This window comes from Enterobacter chuandaensis (assembly GCF_003594915.1).
Lineage (GTDB): Bacteria > Pseudomonadota > Gammaproteobacteria > Enterobacterales > Enterobacteriaceae > Enterobacter > Enterobacter chuandaensis.
In genome coordinates, this window is the sequence record NZ_QZCS01000007.1 from 204725 (window position 1) to 221570 (window position 16846).

The window sequence follows — 16846 nt, forward strand, 5'->3', positions numbered from 1 at the left end:
GCAATTAAAACAACGTTTCATTTTTTATTTTTGTTTATAACAGAAATGACGCGCGGATCACGATTACTGCCAATGGAGAAAAGAACACGATAAAAAAAACCTCCCGGAGGAGGTTTCTTCAGTGAGGAGAGATTAGCGTTCGATGGCGAGCGCCACGCCCTGTCCGCCGCCTATACAGAGGGTAGCGATCCCTTTGCGCGCATTGCGCTTTTTCATTTCGTGGACCAGTGAAACCAGGATTCGGCAGCCGGATGCGCCGATGGGATGCCCCAGCGCAATCGCCCCGCCGTTTACGTTGACCCGCAGCGGATCCCACTCCAGCATTTTGCCGACCGAAATCGCCTGTGCGGCAAAGGCTTCGTTCACTTCAATCAGATCCACATCCGAAAGCTGCCACCCTGCGCGTTCCAGGCAGCGGCGAGTCGCATAGACCGGCGCAATCCCCATCAAAGCGGGGTCTACGCCCACGCTGGCAAAGGCCTTAATGCGGGCCAGCACGGGGAGATCGAGCTCAAGGGCTTTGCTTTCGCTCATCATCATTACGGCTGCCGCGCCGTCGTTAATGGACGAGGCATTGCCCGCCGTGACCGAGCCCTGCGTTTCAAACGCGGGATTCAGTCTCGCCAGGCCTTCCGCGCTGGCATCCGTGCGCGGCTGTTCATCGGTATCGACGACGAACGCCTCGCCGTTCTGACGTGACGTGCTGACCGGGACAATCTCGTCGCGAAAACGACCGGAATCAATTGCGGCACGCGCTTTTTGCTGTGAGCTTAGCGCATACGCGTCCTGCAATTCACGGCTAATGCCGTACTCGCGCGCCAGGTTCTCTGCCGTCACGCCCATATGATAATCATTGAACGCATCCCACAGCCCGTCATGCACCAGGCTGTCGAGCAGCTGGCTGTTGCCCAGCTGCGCGCCGGTGCGGCTGTCGGTCAGAACGTGCGGCGCGCGGCTCATATTCTCTTGTCCACCAGCAATGACCACATCCGCTTCACCGCACTGAATGGCCTGCGTCGCCAGATGCAGCGCTTTTAATCCCGATCCACAGACGTCGTTAATGGTAATGGCGGAGACGGTATTGGGCAGCCCGCCCTTCAGCGCCGCCTGGCGCGCAGGGTTTTGCCCGGCTCCGGCCGTAAGCACCTGTCCCAGGATCACCTCATCAACTTCATAGGCGGCGATCCCGCTGCGTTCCACCAGCGCTTTAACCACCACGCTGCCCAGGTCTACCGCCGAGTGACGCGCAAGCGCTCCCTGAAAACAGCCGATAGCCGTACGTAACGCACCCACTATTACGACATCTTTCATCACGACCTCTGTGTTAAATGACATGACGATAGTAGAGGATTGTTACTGGCAATTATCTTAATTGTTTAAAAATAGTGAGTTTAATCACAAGGATTAGCGCGCATCCTGCAGATACTGCCGCAGCCAGCTTCCGGCCACGCCGGGTGGGGATCGTTTGTTCCACAGCAGATCGATGCCGATCGCCCGTGGCCAGCCGGGAACATTGAGCTGTACCAGCGATTTCGCAGCAGCAAATTCATCCACCAGCGCGCACGGCAGCACGCACCAGCCGAACCCCTGGACGGCCATACTCAGCAGTAACAGGTAGTTCGGCGCTGACCAGACGGGCCCGCGCGCGATCTCCGCCTCGCGCTCAAGGTAGGTGCTAAGTCTCAGCTCCCGCCAGCCGTGCAGCTCGTCGCTCTGCACTTCATGTTGTCCGGCTAACGGATGCGTGGTCGCGACGTATATTGCCATTCGGGTCTGCATCGGCAACCGGGTGGCGCCAATATCGGTGGGATAACCGTCTCGCGCTTCCGTCAGCCCCACCTGCGCGCGCTCCTTTTGCAGCAGATCGATCACGTCCTCTTCCTCGCCAATCAGACATTCAAATTCCGTGTGGGGAAAGCGGGCGTCAAACTGCTTCATCATATCTTCCAGCACGTCCGGGTTGAGGGTATCTGAGAGCACAAATGTCAGACGCGCCTCCGTTTTCGCCGTTAACGACACCGCCAGCTCATCAAGGCGCGCGCTGGCGGCGAGGATGGCCTGCACGTAGCCCAGCACCTGTTCCCCCTGGGCCGTTAACACCGGCTGGCGCGCCGAGCGGTCAAACAGCTCGAAGCCGAGATCGGCTTCAAGATTGGCAATAGACGTGCTGATCGTCGACTGGCTTTTACGCAGCCGACGCGCGGCCGCCGAAAAAGAGCCCGCCGCGACGGTCTCAACAAACGCATTTAGGGCTTCAGGTGAATAGCGCATAATCTATCTAATTTTACGATGGATACCATCTTTAATATATCAGCTTTAGCGATAAAAATAGGCCACATCAACGCCCATACCGGCGAATTAATGAGGTCTACAACTATGCAACACCAGGATGCACTCCAACGTAAACTGCCGGAGCGGATCTTTCATGCTGTCTGTTTTGAAGGGATTGCCACGGCGATCCTCGCCCCTACGGCGGCGTGGCTGATGCAGCGCTCCGTGGTGGAGATGGGCGGGTTGACCATTATCCTGGCCACCACCGCCATGCTGTGGAACATTATCTATAACTTCGGTTTCGACCGTTTCTGGCCTGTCCAGCGGGTCAAACGCACGGCGAAGGTACGCGCGCTGCACGCCCTGGGATTCGAATGCGGGTTTATTGTGATTGGCGTGTCGATTGTTGCCGCCGTACTGGGCGTCACGCTGCTGCAGGCATTCACGCTGGAAATAGGTTTCTTCCTGTTCTTCCTGCCGTACACCATGTTCTATAACTGGGCGTACGATACCCTGCGCGAAAAATTTCTTAAGCGTCGCCAGCAACGACGCGCTCTGGCAGGCTAATCCCCCACTGGCCGGACGTCTGTTCCGGCCAAACTCCGTCGAAGCAACTGCGCTCTCCGGGCATAACTATGGTAAATTGCACGCCATTCTGATGGTTTGTTAGTTGAAACGTTGCTCTAATGTCGAAAATTTGGTCAAAAGATGAGACTCTCTGGAGTTTCGCTCTCTATGGCACGGCCGTGGGCGCAGGAACGCTGTTCTTGCCCATTCAGCTGGGCTCCGCAGGCGCTATTGTCCTGTTTATTACCGCCCTTGTGGCCTATCCGCTAACCTACTGGCCGCACCGCGCGCTGGCGCAATTTATTCTATCTTCAAAAACAAAAGGTAATGAAGGGATCACCGGGGCCGTCTCCCACTACTACGGTAAAAAGATTGGCAATCTGATCACCACGCTCTATTTCATCGCCTTCTTCGTGGTGGTGCAGATTTATGCGGTGGCCATTACCAACTCGCTCACGGAGCAGCTGGCAAAACACCTGACGGTGGATACCGCCGTTCGCGTGCTGGTCAGTTTTGGCGTGGTGCTGGTGCTGAATCTGATTTTCCTGATGGGACGGCATATCACCATAAAAGTGATGGGCTTCCTGGTGTTTCCGCTGATTGCCTATTTCCTGTTTGTCTCGCTCTATCTGACCGGCAGCTGGCAGCCCGCGTTGCTCACCAGCCAGATGGCGTTCGATAGCCATACCGTACATCAGATTTGGATTTCAATCCCGGTGATGGTGTTTGCCTTCAGCCATACCCCGATTATCTCAACATTTGCCGTTGACCGTCGTGAGAAGTTTGCTGACGCCGCCATGGATAAATGCAAGAAAATCATGAAGGTGGCGTACATGATTATCTGCCTGAGCGTGTTGTTCTTTGTCTTCAGCTGCCTGCTCTCTATCCCGCCGTCCTATATTGTGGCCGCCAAAGAGCAAGGGGTAACGATCCTGTCAGCGCTGTCGATGATGCCCTCTTCTCCCGCCTGGCTGGGCATTTCCGGGATTATCGTGGCGATTATTGCGATGTCGAAATCGTTCCTCGGCACCTATTTTGGGGTGATTGAAGGGGCGACGGAGATCGTAAAGTCGTCGCTGAATCAGGTGGGGATTAAAAAGAGCCGCGCCTTTAACCGCGCGATTTCCATAATGGGGGTGTCGTTAATCACCTTTGCGGTCTGCTGCATTAACCCGAACGCCATCTCGATGATTTACGCCATCAGCGGCCCGCTTATCGCCATGATCCTGTTTATCATGCCGACGCTATCGACGTATCTGATCCCATCGCTGAAGCCATATCGCTCGATTGGCAGCCTGCTGACGCTGATCGTCGGCGTGCTGTGCGTGTCGGTGATGTTCGTCGGTTAAACGAGCTCGTGCCCGGCGAGCTGCCGGGCGCGTGATTTACGCCCGAATATCGTCATACTCGCGCGTATTATCAAACTCATGTTTCGCAAACGGGCACAGCGGAATAATTTTACGGTTCTCACCGCGCATCTTTTCCACCACTTTCGCCACCAGCTGTTTGCCAACGCCCTGCCCCTTCAGGCTCGGATCGACATCGGTATGCTCGATAATGCTCAGGTGCTCGCCGGTCGGCACGAAGACAATCTCCGCGACCTGATTTCCGTCAGCATCGTTCACGTAAAACTTGTTATGGCCTTCCAGAATATCCATGGTTCCTCGCTTATTTTTGGCGGTACTTCAGCGCACCGCTCGGGCAGGTATCAATCACGCGTATAACCGTTTCCACGTCGACTTCGTCAGGAATAATCCACGGCTTACGTTTCAGATTAAACAGCTTTGCGCTCCCACGCACGCAGTTACCTGAATGTTTGCAGATCCCGGTGTTGAAGTAGACGTCAATTTTCTCGCCGGTATAGGCCCGGTAACCCGCATCCAGTAGTTCTTTATCCATGACATTGCCTCTGTAATTATTATCGTAATGAATGAAGCATAGCCTTACGGGATCCTGATAGCTATAACGCCGAAAACGAAAAGCCAGGTCACAACTCTTTTCTCGCCAGATTGCGTCCCCCAGTGCTGCATGTCACGCTCCGAAAATGTCTTCCTACTGCATGGCTACCGCGGATTGAATGAAACGCAGACTCTCTTTTCAGGTAAAGCTGTTTTTAGCGCTGGTGTGCTTCTCCTGCCTGCTGTTAGTTCTGCTGGGAACGATCCTGTTTCATTTTATTGACCGACAGCTTCATCACGATTTGGGCCAGCGCGCCCGGGTTCAGGCCAGTGAAATCGCCCTGATACCGGGTCTGGCAGAAAGGGTGGCAGCCAGAGATATTCCCGGTATCGCCCGCTTAATACAGCCGCTGCGTGCCGAAAGCGATGCCAGCTATATTGTGATTGGCGATACCCGGGAACAGCACCTTTATCATTCGGAATCACCGGAGCGCATTAATTTACCGATGATCGGGGGGGATAATGCGGAGGTGTTAAAAGGCAAAACCATTATTTCCGTGCGTCAGGGCGGGATTGGGGTGTCGCTGCGCAGTAAAGCGCCAATCTTTAATGCGCAGCATCAGGTGATTGGCATCGTCTCGGTCGGCTATCTAACCTCGTATATCGCCAATATTAACGCCCACATTCTCTGGCAGGCTGGACTGTACGGTATTGCCCTTCTGCTGTTGCTGTTTATTTTCTCCTGGCTGTTTACCCGCAATCTTAAAAAGCAGATGTTCCGCCTTGAGCCGAAAGATATCGCTCAGCTGGTTTTGCAGCAACGTGCGCTATTAGAAGCCATGTATGAAGGGGTATTTGCCGTCAATGAAGAGAAGCAGCTGATTTTAATTAACCGGGCAGCCAGGGAGATGCTGGATATTCATCAAAGTGAAAAAGAACTTATCGGCAAACCGCTGGAAGAGGTTTTGCAGACGTCGCCGGGATTTTTATCCCAGCGCTACGCCTCGGTAAGCGCTGGCCGCCACGATCAGATTGCAGTACTTAACCAGCGAGAGGTCATCGTTAACCGCGTGGCGATTGAGGTCGAGCCCGGCGTTGAAAGCGGATGGGTATACAGCTTTCGCGACAAAAACGACATTAACACCCTCAGCAGCCAGCTGAGCCAGATCAAGCGCTATGCGGACAACCTGCGCATTATGCGCCACGAACAGCTGAACTGGACCGCGACGCTGGTGGGGTTGCTGCAGATGAAGCACTATGACGAGGCAATTCGTTACATCCAGGTCCAGTCAGAAGGCGCGCAGCGCGTGCTGGACTTCGTTTCGGCCCATTTTTCCTCTCCGGCCCTGTGCGGGCTGCTGTTAGGAAAATACGTCAGCGCGCGCGAAAAAGGTATTGAACTGCAGTTTGACCCGGCCTGTCAGCTCACCCGCATGCCCGCCGCCATCAACGAAACGGAGCTGATGTCCGTGATCGGTAACCTGCTGGATAACGCCGTGGATGCCACGCTGAAGGCGTCCGTTCACGCGCCGGTGGAAGTTTACATTTCTGACCGCAATCAGGAATTGTTGATAGAGGTGGCAGACAGAGGCTGCGGTGTAGATGAGGCGGTGAAGCCACACATTTTCCGCCAGGGTTTCAGCAGCAAACCGGAAAGTGAGAACGACATTGTGGGTACCGAGCACGGCATTGGCCTGTTTCTGGTGGCAGGCTATATCAGGAAGGCGGGCGGCAGCATAGAGCTCGCCGACAACACGCCACAGGGCACCATTTTTTCTGTGTTTATTCCCAATGGACAACAGCATGACCCGACCACTTGACGTTGTGATAGTTGAAGATGAACCGCATCTGGCGGAACTGCATCGCGAGTATATCGAGCAGAATTTCCATTTGCGCGTAGTGGGCATCGCCGCGTCGATTGCCCAGGCGTGCAGCCTGATTCGCGAGCATCAGCCGCGTCTGATCCTGCTGGATAACTATCTCCCGGACGGTAAAGGCGTGGAGTTAATCGACAACCCGCTGCTGAAAAGCTATGAATGCTCGGTGATCTTCATCACCGCCGCCAGCGATATGCAGACCTGCAGCCATGCCATGCGCAGCGGCGCGTTTGACTACCTGATCAAGCCCGTCTTTTTCCAGCGCCTGCACGCCTCGCTGGAGCGGTTTATGCGCTTCGTCCACACCGTGCAGCAGGTGAAGGTTGTCGACCAGCACGCGCTGGATCGCCTGTTTAACCTGCCCGCTGCGGAGTCTTCGGTTACGCCGTCTACGAAGGGGATTGAGCCCCAAACGCTGGAACGGATCAAGCGTCTGTTTGCCGAACATCCCGACAGCGCGATGTCGGTGGAAGAGGTGGTGGAGAACGTGGGGATCAGCAAAACCACGGGGCGTCGCTACCTGGAATACTGCGTTGAAAGTGGGTTAATCAGCGTCGAAATGCTGTATGGCAATATCGGTCACCCACGGCGGCTATACCGCAAAGTCGACGATAAACCGTGATCCGAAACCGTTCGTTAGCTAACGTTCGCGGATTTTATGGTGTTAATTGCTGAAACGACGGCGACAGTCACACTTCGGAATCATTGCCTGCTTCCCCCTATTGTGGGTGCAGCACCATGCGCTATGTTGACAATTAGTTCCTCAAATGTAACTAAAAGGTTAACTATAATGTCGAACACGTTCCGAATTTCTCTGATTACCGCTACCGTCCTGTTCTCTGCTTCTGCACTGTCTGCCCTGCCGCAGGGGTATCCTGCTGAGTATCAAAAAGTTGTTGATGCCGCAACGAAAGAGGGCAAGGTGGTTATTTACTCTACCACCGACACCAAAGCCGCCGGGCCGCTGATTGCGGGCTTCGAAAAAACCTACCCGGGCATCAAAGTTGAATACAACGACATGAACAGCACCGAGCTGTACAACCGTTTTATCAGCGAGCAGGCCTCCGGTGGTGGTAGCGGCGATGTGGTCTGGAGCTCCTCTATGGACACCGGGCTGAAGCTCGCCACCGATTACGCCATGGAGTACAAATCGCCGGAGCAAAGTCAGCTGCCGAAATGGGCAGTCTGGAAAGATAAGGCGTACGGCACTACCTATGAACCAGTGGTTTTTATCTATAACAAGCGCCTGATCCCGGCTGGCGACGTGCCGGATTCTCACGCCGCGCTGGCGAAGCTGATTGCCAGCCAGACGGACAAATTCAAGAGCAAAGTCACCACCTACGACATCGAAAAATCGGGTCTTGGCTTTATGCTTTCCGTGCAGGATCACAAGGCCGATCCAAACTACTTTAAAACCCTGGCCGACGTCGCCAAAGGCGGCTTAGCGGTACAGTCATCAACAGGCACCATGATGGAGAGGGTCTCCTCCGGTGAAAACCTGATCGGCTTTAACATCCTTGGATCCTATGCAGAAGCGCGTGCGAAGAACGATCCTTCGCTCGGCATCTCGTATCCGAAAGATTACACGCTGGTGCTCTCCCGCGTGTCGTTCATCAGCCAGCAGGCGCAAAACAGCAATGCGGCAAAACTGTGGCTGGACTATGTGCTGTCTGAAAAAGGGCAAAGCATTCTGGCCAATCAGGCGGATATTCCTTCCATCCGTAACGATATCGAAGGCAAAAATGATATCGACGGCCTGACCAAAATACTCGGTAACGCGCTGAAGCCGATCCCGGTTGATGAAACGCTGCTGGAGTATCTGCAGCCGAAAAAACGTCTGGAGTACATCAAAGAGTGGCGTGCAGCCGCCGCTAAATAAGCGTTCGGGCGCGGCGCACGCCGTCGCGCTCCCTATCGACTGAGTTCGTTTTGCTGGGCTGCAACACCAGGGATACCCCATGAATACATTACGCAGAAAGTGGCAAAGCCTGCCGCGCGGCATCGTCGTGCTGATAACCGCTCTGGTTATCTACACGCCGCTGTCGTTTATCGTGATACAGAGCTTCCTGTCCGCTCCATTCTTTTCTCCGGCAAAAGAGTGGAGCCTTGAATCATTTGGCTTTATCTTCACTGACCCTGATTTCTATAAGGCCCTGAGAAGCGGCTTTATTCTCGCCTTCGGGCTGGTCATCATCGCCATTCCGCTGGGTGGCGTGCTGGCGTTTCTGATGGTTCGCACCGACCTGCCCGGTCGCCGCCTGATTGAACCGCTGATCCTGGTCCCGATTTTCGTATCGCCGATGGTGCTCGGCTTTGGCTATGTGGTGGCAGCCGGTCCGGTGGGCTTTCTCTCCCTGTGGGCGCAGGCGCTGATCGGCTTTGTGCCGTGGAACATCTATGACATGTCGAGCATCGTGGTCATTGCTGGACTGACGCACGTGCCGCATGCCTATCTCTATATTTCATCCGCGCTGCGCAGCGTCGGCTCTGATGTGGAAGAAGCCGCGCGCGTTGCGGGTGCCTCCCCGCTGCAGGTGATGACCTCTGTCAGCCTGCCGATGGTGCGGCCATCGATCCTGTACGCCATCGTGCTGCTGTTCTTCCTCGGGCTGGAAGTGTTTGGCCTGATGCTGGTGCTCGGCGATCCGGAAGGCAACATGGTGCTGGCAACCTACCTGTATCAGCTGACGAACAAACTCGGCACGCCTTCCTATCACCTGATGGCGGCGGTTGCCGTGGTGCTGATCTGCATCACCATCCCGCTGGTGATGCTCCAGCGCCGTCTGATGCGCACCGCCAACCGCTTCGTCACGATGAAAGGGAAAGCCTCACAGGCTCGCGCGTTACCGCTGGGCAAGTGGCGCTGGGTTGCCGGGGCGGTGGTTGCCTTCTGGCTCACCGTCACCATCGGCGTGCCGCTGCTCGGCGTGGTGCTGCGCGCGTTTATCTCCAACTGGGGCGTCGGCGTTTCGCTGTGGGATGAGCTTTCGCTGAGCACTTTCCGCACCATCTGGGCACAGCCCAACCTGCTGCGCGCCATCGTCAACTCCATGGCAATTGGGGTGATTGGCGGCGCGCTGGCCGTGGCGTGCTACCTGTTCGTCGGGATAGCGATGCACCGCAAACCGGATAACACCACGCGCTTCCTGGACTACAGCGTGCTGGTGCCGCGCGCCGTGCCTGGCCTGCTTGCCGGTCTGGCGTTCCTGTGGGTGTTCCTGTTCCTGCCGATGTGGCTGGACAACTCGCTGAAATCCGGCTGGCTTTCCGGGTTCGCCTGGACCGACTGGATGCGCGAGAACGTCATCGTCTGGCTGCGCTCGCTGCGCAGCACCATTTTCAGCGTCTGGCTGGCCTATACCGTGGTGTGGATGGCTTACGGGCTGAGGCTTATCTCTTCCACGCTGCTGCAGGTGGGGCCGGAGCTTGAAGAGGCGGCGCGCAGCACCGGGGCGACGCGCGGGCAGATCACCCGCCATGTGACCATTCCGCTCTCCCGCTACGGTCTTATCGGTTCGTGGCTGCTGATGTTCCTGATCTTTGAACGCGAATACTCAACGGGTGTGTACCTGCTTTCCCCCGGCACGGAGACCATCGGCTCAATGCTGGTTTCCCTCTGGGCCGCGGGCGCCATTGATATCGTGGCGGCGCTCTCTTTCATTAATATCCTGCTGGTCGTGGTAGGGCTGGGCATTGCCCTTCGTTTCGGAGTGAAAATACATGATTGAATTAGCGGTTGACGATCTGCACTTAACCTACGGCGACAATCCTGTTTTAAAAGGTGTCTCCATGAACCTGAAGCGCGGCGAAGTGGTCTCCCTGTTAGGCCCCTCCGGCAGCGGTAAAACCACCCTGCTGCGTGCCGTCGCGGGTCTGGAAAAACCGACGCAGGGATCGATTGTCATTGGCAGCAATAAAGTTTACGACGGCACGCCGCGCAGTGAGATCCCGGCGGAAGAGCGTAACCTGGGGCTGGTGTTCCAGTCCTATGCCCTGTGGCCGCACAAAACCGTGTTTGAAAACGTGGCCTATCCGCTCAAGCTGCGCAAAGTTCCGGCCAAAGAGATCCAGCAGCGCGTGCAGGACGTGCTGGACCAGCTGGGTCTGGGCCATCTTGGTAAACGTCACCCGCACCAGCTCTCCGGCGGGCAACAGCAGCGCGTGGCGATTGGCCGGGCGCTGGTGTACAACCCACCGGTGATTTTGCTGGACGAGCCGCTCTCTAATCTCGACGCCAAGCTGCGCGAAGAGGCCCGCGTGTTCCTGCGCGAGCTGATTATCAAGCTCGGGTTATCCGCGCTGATGGTGACGCACGACCAGAACGAAGCGATGTCCATATCCGACCGCATCCTGCTGCTTAACAACGGCAAAATTGAGCAACAGGGCACGCCGCAGGAGATGTACGGCTCGCCGAAAACGCTGTTTACCGCCGAGTTTATGGGCAGCAACAACCGTCTGCACGGCAAGGTCAGCGAAGTGCGCGACGGCAGAGCGCGCATCGAAGGAAAAGGCTGGATGCTGTGGGGTCAGGCCGCTGAAGGGGTGCAGAGCGGTGATGACGCTACGGCGGTGATCCGCGTCGAACGCGTGGCGGTGGTTGAGGGGCCCGGAGAAAATCAGCTTGAGCTGCCGCTGCTCACCAGCATGTATCTCGGCGACCGATGGGAGTACCTGTTCCGCACGGTGGGGGATGATTTTGTCATTCGTGCGTATGGGCATGAGGTGCGGGATCCGCAGCACTGCCACCTTTCGCTGCCGGAGAAGCATGTTTGGGTGTTTCCGAAAGGGTGAATTTTAAAAGGCTGCGTAATGCAGCCTTTTACGTTAGAAAACAGGAACAGCGTACCAAAGATCCTCATTTTTAGGGCAGGATCGTCTGCCGAGGCGGAATAAGTCTATAAATGACTTTGAGGTCTTTGTTAAACCCGGGGTAATTCAGGGGCGGTTTGTCCCCTTATTCTTTGGGATAAGAAAATTCAGCAGTGACTAAATGCGATTCTGATTTACCCGATTGGACGTCATACGCGAAGTTATACCGCTCTCCAGGTGCAAACTTAAATCCGAACACAGGAAGACACCCACCTTTTTGAACATACACGGGCTTGTCATCAAAAATCTTGTGAAGAGAGTCGCTATTATCGCTGTTGATTTGGATAGCAGTAATCCGTTCCTGTGGCTCCAGTGGTGACACCACACAAACTTGATTATCTTTGATTAATGCCGTTGTAGATTCACGATCTACCATTCGATCACCAGGCCCAGGGCATCCCGTTAAGATGAATACAACACCCAGCAACATTTTGTTCTTCATGTTTAACGCCCCTTCCCTGTTATGATTTTCTGGTAAAGCGAAGGGACATCCTGCAACAAATCTACGCCCCTGTACATTCCCATGCGCCCTGGTCTCTGATAGTAAGACCACTTACTGATCCCATAAACCAGCAGTAACCAGTAATCTGCTAAAATAGAGGCTTGCTGTTCAAGAGAGTAATCAGTAAGTTTTTCTTTATCCAGCCTGTATGTATATTCAGCAGCCCAGCTAAAAGCTCCCCGCATTCTCACCCATTGCCCGTGTTGGTGTTGCCAGACATGCCCCAGTTCATGGATGAAAACATATTTATCTTCGATGAAAACCGAGTTTGCGGAAAAGTCTTCTCTGTACATCGACTTTCTGTACCATAACTCTCCGTTTGGAGTCATCGCGTAGTTTTGTTTTTGTAGTCCGAATGGTAAATAACTGTCGCAATGAATCCAGACACGGCTATAAACTATCGAATCACAGAACACCTTACGAGCCATAGCAATCTCGCCTAACGTCATCCGGCGTAATGTTCCTTCCTCTGTCTGTGCACTCATAAACTGTCCTCCTTGTATGATTTATATCAGGGTATCCAGGGAGCATAAAACGAGCAACTAACAGATTTAGGACAATAGACGCCATAAAGTCCCGTTGGTGATAGAGCAACAAGCGGAGCGTAGTGACTTCATCAGATTGTCAGAGGGATCACACCTTATCAGGATAACCGTATACCCTTGCGGGAGCGTGGTTGAAACGCTGAAAGAGCCTACATATCGTTATGTACCATAAACCTGTTTACGTGGCTCATAAGGCCGCACATCGGGCTTTAATGCATGTGATCAATCTGTCGGTGACATAATGATGCCTGGATGGGCTTTTTCTTCACGTTTTGCTATCGAGGTGTGAGGATGCAACTGCCGCCAACGCTGAGTTATACGGTCATCTCACCATGTAACTTAGCGTGACAGTTACCAAGGGCGGATCACAATAGCAGAACCCTTAGGTTACAAAAAATAGATAACTATTTGAGTTCCTGATAGAGAAGGCTTTAAAGACTTGTTTACAAGCGGAAATTCTGGAGCGGGCGAAGGGAATCGAAACTCTGTTTCATAATTTCCGCAACGCGACGATCATCGAATCAACATAGTAACTATTATTGATACTTGATTGCGAGATTTTAGAGGATCAGTCTCATGACAATCAAGGGCCAGGAGTATCTTTATCTTTCACCGGACGGTGTATGGCAGTTTCAAATCTACATCCCGTCTTATATGCGTCACATGTTCGGCGGGAAGCGCCTGTATCGGAAAAGTACAGGGACAAGAGATATCTACAAGGCGCGTCACTTCCGTAACCACATGCTGGTAGAGTGGAACAACCTTAAAGAACAGTTCAAGCCTGATACTGAGGATAAGCGTATTCAGCTTGCGATCACTTCCCTGCACTCTCAAATCAGGAAGAACAAGAATAAACCATTGATTGAAGAACGAGCCAGTTCGATTCCTCACCTGTGCTTCTTACGAGATGAATACGCTACTGCCTACAAGGATCGGAGATCATTCTCCACACTGAGCAAATCGGCGCGAGCCGTTGAGGTGTTTCTCCAGAGTATTGGGAAAGTTGATATCAGCCTGGATCAGATTGGACGCCGATTAGTTACAGACTTCATAGAAGAGCAGCAGAAACGCGATGTAGCGCCCCAGACAGTGCAAAACTGGCTTACATCGTTAGGTAGCCTCTACGAGTTCGCCAAACGTCGCTATGACGCTATAGCGCCCCTAAATCCGTTTCATGGTCACAACCTTGAAGCGCGGCGCACAATTGAAAGCTATCAGCCGTTTGAATGGCATCAGCTATCTACACTACTCAACGAAGCAGACGAAGAGCTACGAGCAGTTATTCTGATCGGTTTGTTCTCTGGTGCAAGGCTGGACGAAATAGCCAGCTTGAAGAAAGAAGAGATCGTTATAGTGGAAGGGATACGGACATTCTACATTAGCAAATCCAAGACGAAGGCAGGGATTAGACACATACCTATCCATGCTTTTCTGATCGGCATGGTGGATTATTATCTGAGTTTGAACACTGGAGATTACCTGTTACCACAGGCTAACAAGATTGAACGCAAAGACGGTAAGAAAGGGCCATTCTATTCCCAGGCATTCACCCGCTTACGGCGTCGCGTAGTGCCTATGGCTACAGACCGTCAGTGCTTTCACAGTTTGAGGGGGCATTTTATCACGTGTCTCGACCGTGCCGGAGTACCCGAACAACGGATCGGCTACATCACGGGACACTCTTCCCAAGCCGCTGCCACAGAAGCATTCAAAACCTACAGCGCGGGGTGTTCCATGAAAGAGCTATCCGACTATGTGGAAATGGTGGCCTATCCAGAGATCACTTTCCCAGAATTAAACAAAGAGGAGCAAGCTCCCCATGCATAAATTTATAACTAATGTCAAATTATTTTTTTGATGCGCTGCTATTCACCTTGCTCATACCTGCGAGCTTAGCTCTCACAAAAAAAAACAACCAACCAATTGATAAATAATAAATAAAAGATAAAAAAGGATGACAGAATTTATTTACTCAAACAACTTTTAAAAAAATCAACCACCAAAAATTAATAGATTACAACGATCAAAAAGAAATTATTGATCGTTTTTATTGATAAATAGTATTTTTTAGATGATAATCAGTACATAACTAAAATGGGCAATTAGTATGGAACACATTTATATTGCAGAACCAATAATGAATGTTGACGAGAGATTAATGGGCGTTGAACTTTTAACTCGTTTCATTTCCAATGATGGCCGTCCTTGTCATCCTGACTTTGTTATTTCATCTTGGGATTTAGATAGGAAGCGGCTCTTTCTATACGAACAATGCGGTATCATTTCCAGCAAACAAAAGTGGTTCGAACGAAATAAACTTTTTTGCACACTAAACATTGATCAACAAATGGCTTTTCTCGTTCGGCACGATCAAACATTGATAAAAGCATTTGAATCTATGCCATTCGTCAAACTTAAACTTTCTGAGCATTTCCCTGGTTTGGATAAGGGATTGAAAAGTCCCTTATTAAAATCGCTGAGCCAGGGTGTAAATGGGCTATGGCTCGATGACCTTGGCGCAGGAAACGCGAATGTAGTTAGTTTGATCGAAGGATACTTTGAGGTTGTAAAGGTAGATCGCTGCTTCTTTAATGAACAGGTGCAGAAACCAACCTTCAACCCGTTGATTGCATCAATCAAAAAACACTGCGACAAAATTATTATTGAAGGGATTGAGAATAGAGATCATATGGGGTTACTGCGTGAGGTGGGAATTTGGGGATTACAGGGCTATCTTTTTAAATCTGTCCCTTTTAAAAATGTGGATTCATTGCTTTAGTGTTGAAACCATCAAAAAAGGGGCATAAGCCCCTCATTTTTTAAACTCCGTCGTAACAGTGTCAGATTCAGTTTTCTTAGGTGCATTGTTCACCACCTTCTGTTTCACCGTACCGCCTACAGATTTATTTCCCTGCGTTTTATTTGCAATCACATTAACTGTAGCTTTACTGACAAGCCTGATCTGTTCAAATTCAAGATCGAATTGCATCGCGTATTCAGATTTATAATCGTAGGAAATACCGGAGAGAATAACATTATCGTACACTTTGTGCTCTGTCACTAATGTGATGGGCTGGCGACTGTCAAACATCTTATCGAGGTATTCGATAGCTTGACTGATACGAGTGCCATTCACACCAGCGCTGTATAACAAATCCTTTTCCAGCCTCACCGGAGTTTCGGAAATAATCCCCGATAGCTTGAATGTATTATTCTTAATCTGAACGTGATCGCTCACCTCTGCCCCGCTCTCAACGGGATAGCTGGTAATATCAGCCTGTCTGCGTATTCCCGTATCCGTCACGGCATCAAACACTATCGCCTGATAGTTCTGAATATAGCTATCTGAGGACGAATTATATACAGATGCAAGGATGGTGAATCCGTTTTCACCTTTGATGCGGGTAGCACTGCTATTATTACTATTCGAGGTTGAATTGATACGGGAGGCATCGCTGCCCCCGATTGTTAGACTTCCAGGTGTTGCCATTTAGCCTCCCGTCCCTTGTCCAGATGAAACAGCAAGCACCATACGCTGATTGTTATCATTGATACGCTGATCAACGGTAGCATTCAGCATGTTTCCGAATGTCGGATCAGGAGAAATAGTTAGATGGATAAGCCCTTCCGGTAGCTGATTCTGCAACACTACAGGCTGCATGATCGGTGCATTGGCTGGCTTAGCTGGCGCTGCTGCACTCTGTTTCAACATTGAAACAGGAGAGTAATCTCCGTTGGTGCTCTGCGCGTAGCTGCTCACGTCCTTAGCGTCGCTTGTCCCGTTCCACCATTCACGCATTGTGTCGAATACATTAGGCTCATGACCGTCTGCTTTAGGCTGGCTGGCTCCGTAAGTGTTAGCCACAGGGTTACTTCCTGGCTGTGCAGGTGCTGACGTAGTGCCGTAATGCTGGCTCACCGCTTCTTTAGAGGTGTTGTCACCGTTCAGAAGGTTTAGCTTGCCTGTGATCCAGTTAGTGAGTTTCAGCAATCCTACGGCAGCATCCCCCGCCGCCCGCCCGATCCCCTTGAAAAAGGGTAAAGCGTCTTGCATCGCTTCCTTAAACTCTTTAACCGTCGCAGGGTCGAGAGACTCCATGAAACCTTCGAAGAAGGCCAACTTCTGGCTATCGTTGAGAATGTCCATTTCCTGATTAAACTTACGGTATGCAACAAGCTGATCTTGCTGTTCCTGGTTCAACCACTGCCCGTTACGCTTGAGTACGTCCACCTGATCAGTGAGTGCCTTACCTTGATTAGAAAATGCCTTGTGATACAAGCCTAAATCGTCTGCAAGGTCTTCCAGGTTATGAAGGA

General features: G+C 52.3%; 16 protein-coding genes and 1 pseudogene. 9 read left to right on the forward strand and 8 right to left on the reverse strand.

The features are described from left to right. Positions 1-132 precede the first annotated feature (132 nt). On the reverse strand, positions 133-1311 hold the full coding sequence (locus tag D5066_RS13685) for an acetyl-CoA C-acetyltransferase (protein ID WP_119916264.1): 1179 nt from the start codon (positions 1309-1311) through the stop codon (positions 133-135). Positions 1312-1404: 93 nt separating this feature from the next. Next, a complete protein-coding gene (locus D5066_RS13690) occupies positions 1405-2271 on the reverse strand; it encodes a LysR family transcriptional regulator (RefSeq protein WP_119916265.1) in 867 nt (288 codons plus the stop codon). A 105-nt stretch (positions 2272-2376) separates the two neighbouring features. On the opposite strand from D5066_RS13690, the gene D5066_RS13695 reads away from it, so the two are divergent. Both D5066_RS13695 and D5066_RS13700 read left to right on the forward strand, forming a co-directional pair. Then, positions 2377-2838 (forward strand): multidrug/biocide efflux PACE transporter, encoded by a 462-nt coding sequence (locus D5066_RS13695; RefSeq protein ID WP_020687112.1) that lies wholly within the window; start codon positions 2377-2379, stop codon positions 2836-2838. Positions 2839-2957: 119 nt separating this feature from the next. Continuing rightward, positions 2958-4187: an amino acid permease gene (locus D5066_RS13700; protein WP_119916266.1), complete on the forward strand. Its 1230-nt coding sequence runs from the start codon at positions 2958-2960 to the stop codon at positions 4185-4187. 36 nt (positions 4188-4223) lie between these two features. Here the strand turns inward: D5066_RS13700 and D5066_RS13705 are convergent, their stop codons facing one another. Continuing rightward, positions 4224-4496 (reverse strand): GNAT family N-acetyltransferase, encoded by a 273-nt coding sequence (locus D5066_RS13705; protein ID WP_014071634.1) that lies wholly within the window; start codon positions 4494-4496, stop codon positions 4224-4226. A gap of 10 nt (positions 4497-4506) precedes the next feature. Further along, entirely contained in the window at positions 4507-4737 is a 231-nt protein-coding gene (gene yjdI / locus D5066_RS13710) for a 4Fe-4S mono-cluster protein YjdI (RefSeq protein WP_014071635.1), read from the reverse strand. Positions 4738-4915: 178 nt separating this feature from the next. On the opposite strand from yjdI, the gene D5066_RS13715 reads away from it, so the two are divergent. From D5066_RS13715 to D5066_RS13735, 5 genes are all read left to right on the forward strand, one after another. After that, on the forward strand, positions 4916-6556 hold the full coding sequence (locus tag D5066_RS13715; protein WP_119916267.1) for an ATP-binding protein: 1641 nt from the start codon (positions 4916-4918) through the stop codon (positions 6554-6556). Next, positions 6540-7235, forward strand: a complete 696-nt coding sequence (locus tag D5066_RS13720; protein ID WP_119916268.1) for a response regulator — start codon at positions 6540-6542, stop codon at positions 7233-7235. The genes D5066_RS13715 and D5066_RS13720 overlap by 17 nt, the downstream gene beginning before the upstream one ends. A 168-nt stretch (positions 7236-7403) precedes the next feature. Further along, positions 7404-8492, forward strand: coding sequence for an ABC transporter substrate-binding protein (locus D5066_RS13725; protein WP_080330080.1), 1089 nt, complete (start codon positions 7404-7406; stop codon positions 8490-8492). A 79-nt stretch (positions 8493-8571) separates the two neighbouring features. Beyond that, positions 8572-10341: an ABC transporter permease gene (locus D5066_RS13730; RefSeq protein ID WP_080330079.1), complete on the forward strand. Its 1770-nt coding sequence runs from the start codon at positions 8572-8574 to the stop codon at positions 10339-10341. Beyond that, a complete protein-coding gene (locus tag D5066_RS13735; protein WP_119916269.1) occupies positions 10334-11404 on the forward strand; it encodes an ABC transporter ATP-binding protein in 1071 nt (356 codons plus the stop codon). Before D5066_RS13730 ends, D5066_RS13735 begins: the two co-directional genes overlap by 8 nt. Positions 11405-11567: 163 nt before the next feature. Here the strand turns inward: D5066_RS13735 and D5066_RS13740 are convergent, their stop codons facing one another. Together D5066_RS13740 and D5066_RS13745 are read right to left on the reverse strand one after the other, a co-directional pair. Next, positions 11568-11924: a putative T6SS immunity periplasmic lipoprotein gene (locus D5066_RS13740; protein WP_025912428.1), complete on the reverse strand. Its 357-nt coding sequence runs from the start codon at positions 11922-11924 to the stop codon at positions 11568-11570. Positions 11925-11926: 2 nt separating this feature from the next. Next, positions 11927-12469 carry a type IV secretion protein Rhs gene (locus D5066_RS13745; RefSeq protein ID WP_119916270.1) on the reverse strand — a complete coding sequence of 181 codons (543 nt, stop codon included), beginning with the start codon at positions 12467-12469 and terminating at the stop codon, positions 11927-11929. A 636-nt stretch (positions 12470-13105) separates the two neighbouring features. Between D5066_RS13745 and D5066_RS13750 the strand changes: the two genes are divergently transcribed. Together D5066_RS13750 and D5066_RS13755 are read left to right on the forward strand one after the other, a co-directional pair. Further along, on the forward strand, positions 13106-14356 hold the full coding sequence (locus tag D5066_RS13750) for a tyrosine-type recombinase/integrase (RefSeq protein WP_119916271.1): 1251 nt from the start codon (positions 13106-13108) through the stop codon (positions 14354-14356). A gap of 280 nt (positions 14357-14636) precedes the next feature. Further along, positions 14637-15308, forward strand: a complete 672-nt coding sequence (locus tag D5066_RS13755; RefSeq protein WP_119916272.1) for an EAL domain-containing protein — start codon at positions 14637-14639, stop codon at positions 15306-15308. Between the two features lie 33 nt (positions 15309-15341). On the opposite strand, the gene D5066_RS13760 is transcribed toward D5066_RS13755, so the two are convergent. Both D5066_RS13760 and D5066_RS13765 read right to left on the reverse strand, forming a co-directional pair. Continuing rightward, the gene (locus tag D5066_RS13760) at positions 15342-16019 is read right to left on the reverse strand and encodes a phage baseplate protein (RefSeq protein WP_119916273.1); all 678 of its coding nucleotides are present in this window, start codon (positions 16017-16019) and stop codon (positions 15342-15344) included. Next, a pseudogene (locus D5066_RS13765) lies at positions 16020-16846 on the reverse strand (hypothetical protein); the annotation flags it as partial.

What these genes read in the sequence shown, in the direction of transcription:
- D5066_RS13705 (WP_014071634.1), bottom strand. Translation starts at nt 4,496, where the DNA reads ATGGATATTCTGGAAGGCCATAACAAGTTTTACGTGAACGATGCTGAC.
- D5066_RS13725 (WP_080330080.1), top strand. Translation starts at nt 7,404, where the DNA reads ATGTCGAACACGTTCCGAATTTCTCTGATTACCGCTACCGTCCTGTTC.
- D5066_RS13690 (WP_119916265.1), bottom strand. Translation starts at nt 2,271, where the DNA reads ATGCGCTATTCACCTGAAGCCCTAAATGCGTTTGTTGAGACCGTCGCG.
- D5066_RS13685 (WP_119916264.1), bottom strand. Translation starts at nt 1,311, where the DNA reads ATGAAAGATGTCGTAATAGTGGGTGCGTTACGTACGGCTATCGGCTGT.
- D5066_RS13755 (WP_119916272.1), top strand. Translation starts at nt 14,637, where the DNA reads ATGGAACACATTTATATTGCAGAACCAATAATGAATGTTGACGAGAGA.
- D5066_RS13745 (WP_119916270.1), bottom strand. Translation starts at nt 12,469, where the DNA reads ATGAGTGCACAGACAGAGGAAGGAACATTACGCCGGATGACGTTAGGC.
- D5066_RS13720 (WP_119916268.1), top strand. Translation starts at nt 6,540, where the DNA reads ATGACCCGACCACTTGACGTTGTGATAGTTGAAGATGAACCGCATCTG.
- D5066_RS13750 (WP_119916271.1), top strand. Translation starts at nt 13,106, where the DNA reads ATGACAATCAAGGGCCAGGAGTATCTTTATCTTTCACCGGACGGTGTA.
- D5066_RS13760 (WP_119916273.1), bottom strand. Translation starts at nt 16,019, where the DNA reads ATGGCAACACCTGGAAGTCTAACAATCGGGGGCAGCGATGCCTCCCGT.
- D5066_RS13730 (WP_080330079.1), top strand. Translation starts at nt 8,572, where the DNA reads ATGAATACATTACGCAGAAAGTGGCAAAGCCTGCCGCGCGGCATCGTC.
- yjdI (WP_014071635.1), bottom strand. Translation starts at nt 4,737, where the DNA reads ATGGATAAAGAACTACTGGATGCGGGTTACCGGGCCTATACCGGCGAG.
- D5066_RS13700 (WP_119916266.1), top strand. Translation starts at nt 2,958, where the DNA reads ATGTCGAAAATTTGGTCAAAAGATGAGACTCTCTGGAGTTTCGCTCTC.
- D5066_RS13695 (WP_020687112.1), top strand. Translation starts at nt 2,377, where the DNA reads ATGCAACACCAGGATGCACTCCAACGTAAACTGCCGGAGCGGATCTTT.
- D5066_RS13715 (WP_119916267.1), top strand. Translation starts at nt 4,916, where the DNA reads ATGAAACGCAGACTCTCTTTTCAGGTAAAGCTGTTTTTAGCGCTGGTG.
- D5066_RS13740 (WP_025912428.1), bottom strand. Translation starts at nt 11,924, where the DNA reads ATGAAGAACAAAATGTTGCTGGGTGTTGTATTCATCTTAACGGGATGC.
- D5066_RS13735 (WP_119916269.1), top strand. Translation starts at nt 10,334, where the DNA reads ATGATTGAATTAGCGGTTGACGATCTGCACTTAACCTACGGCGACAAT.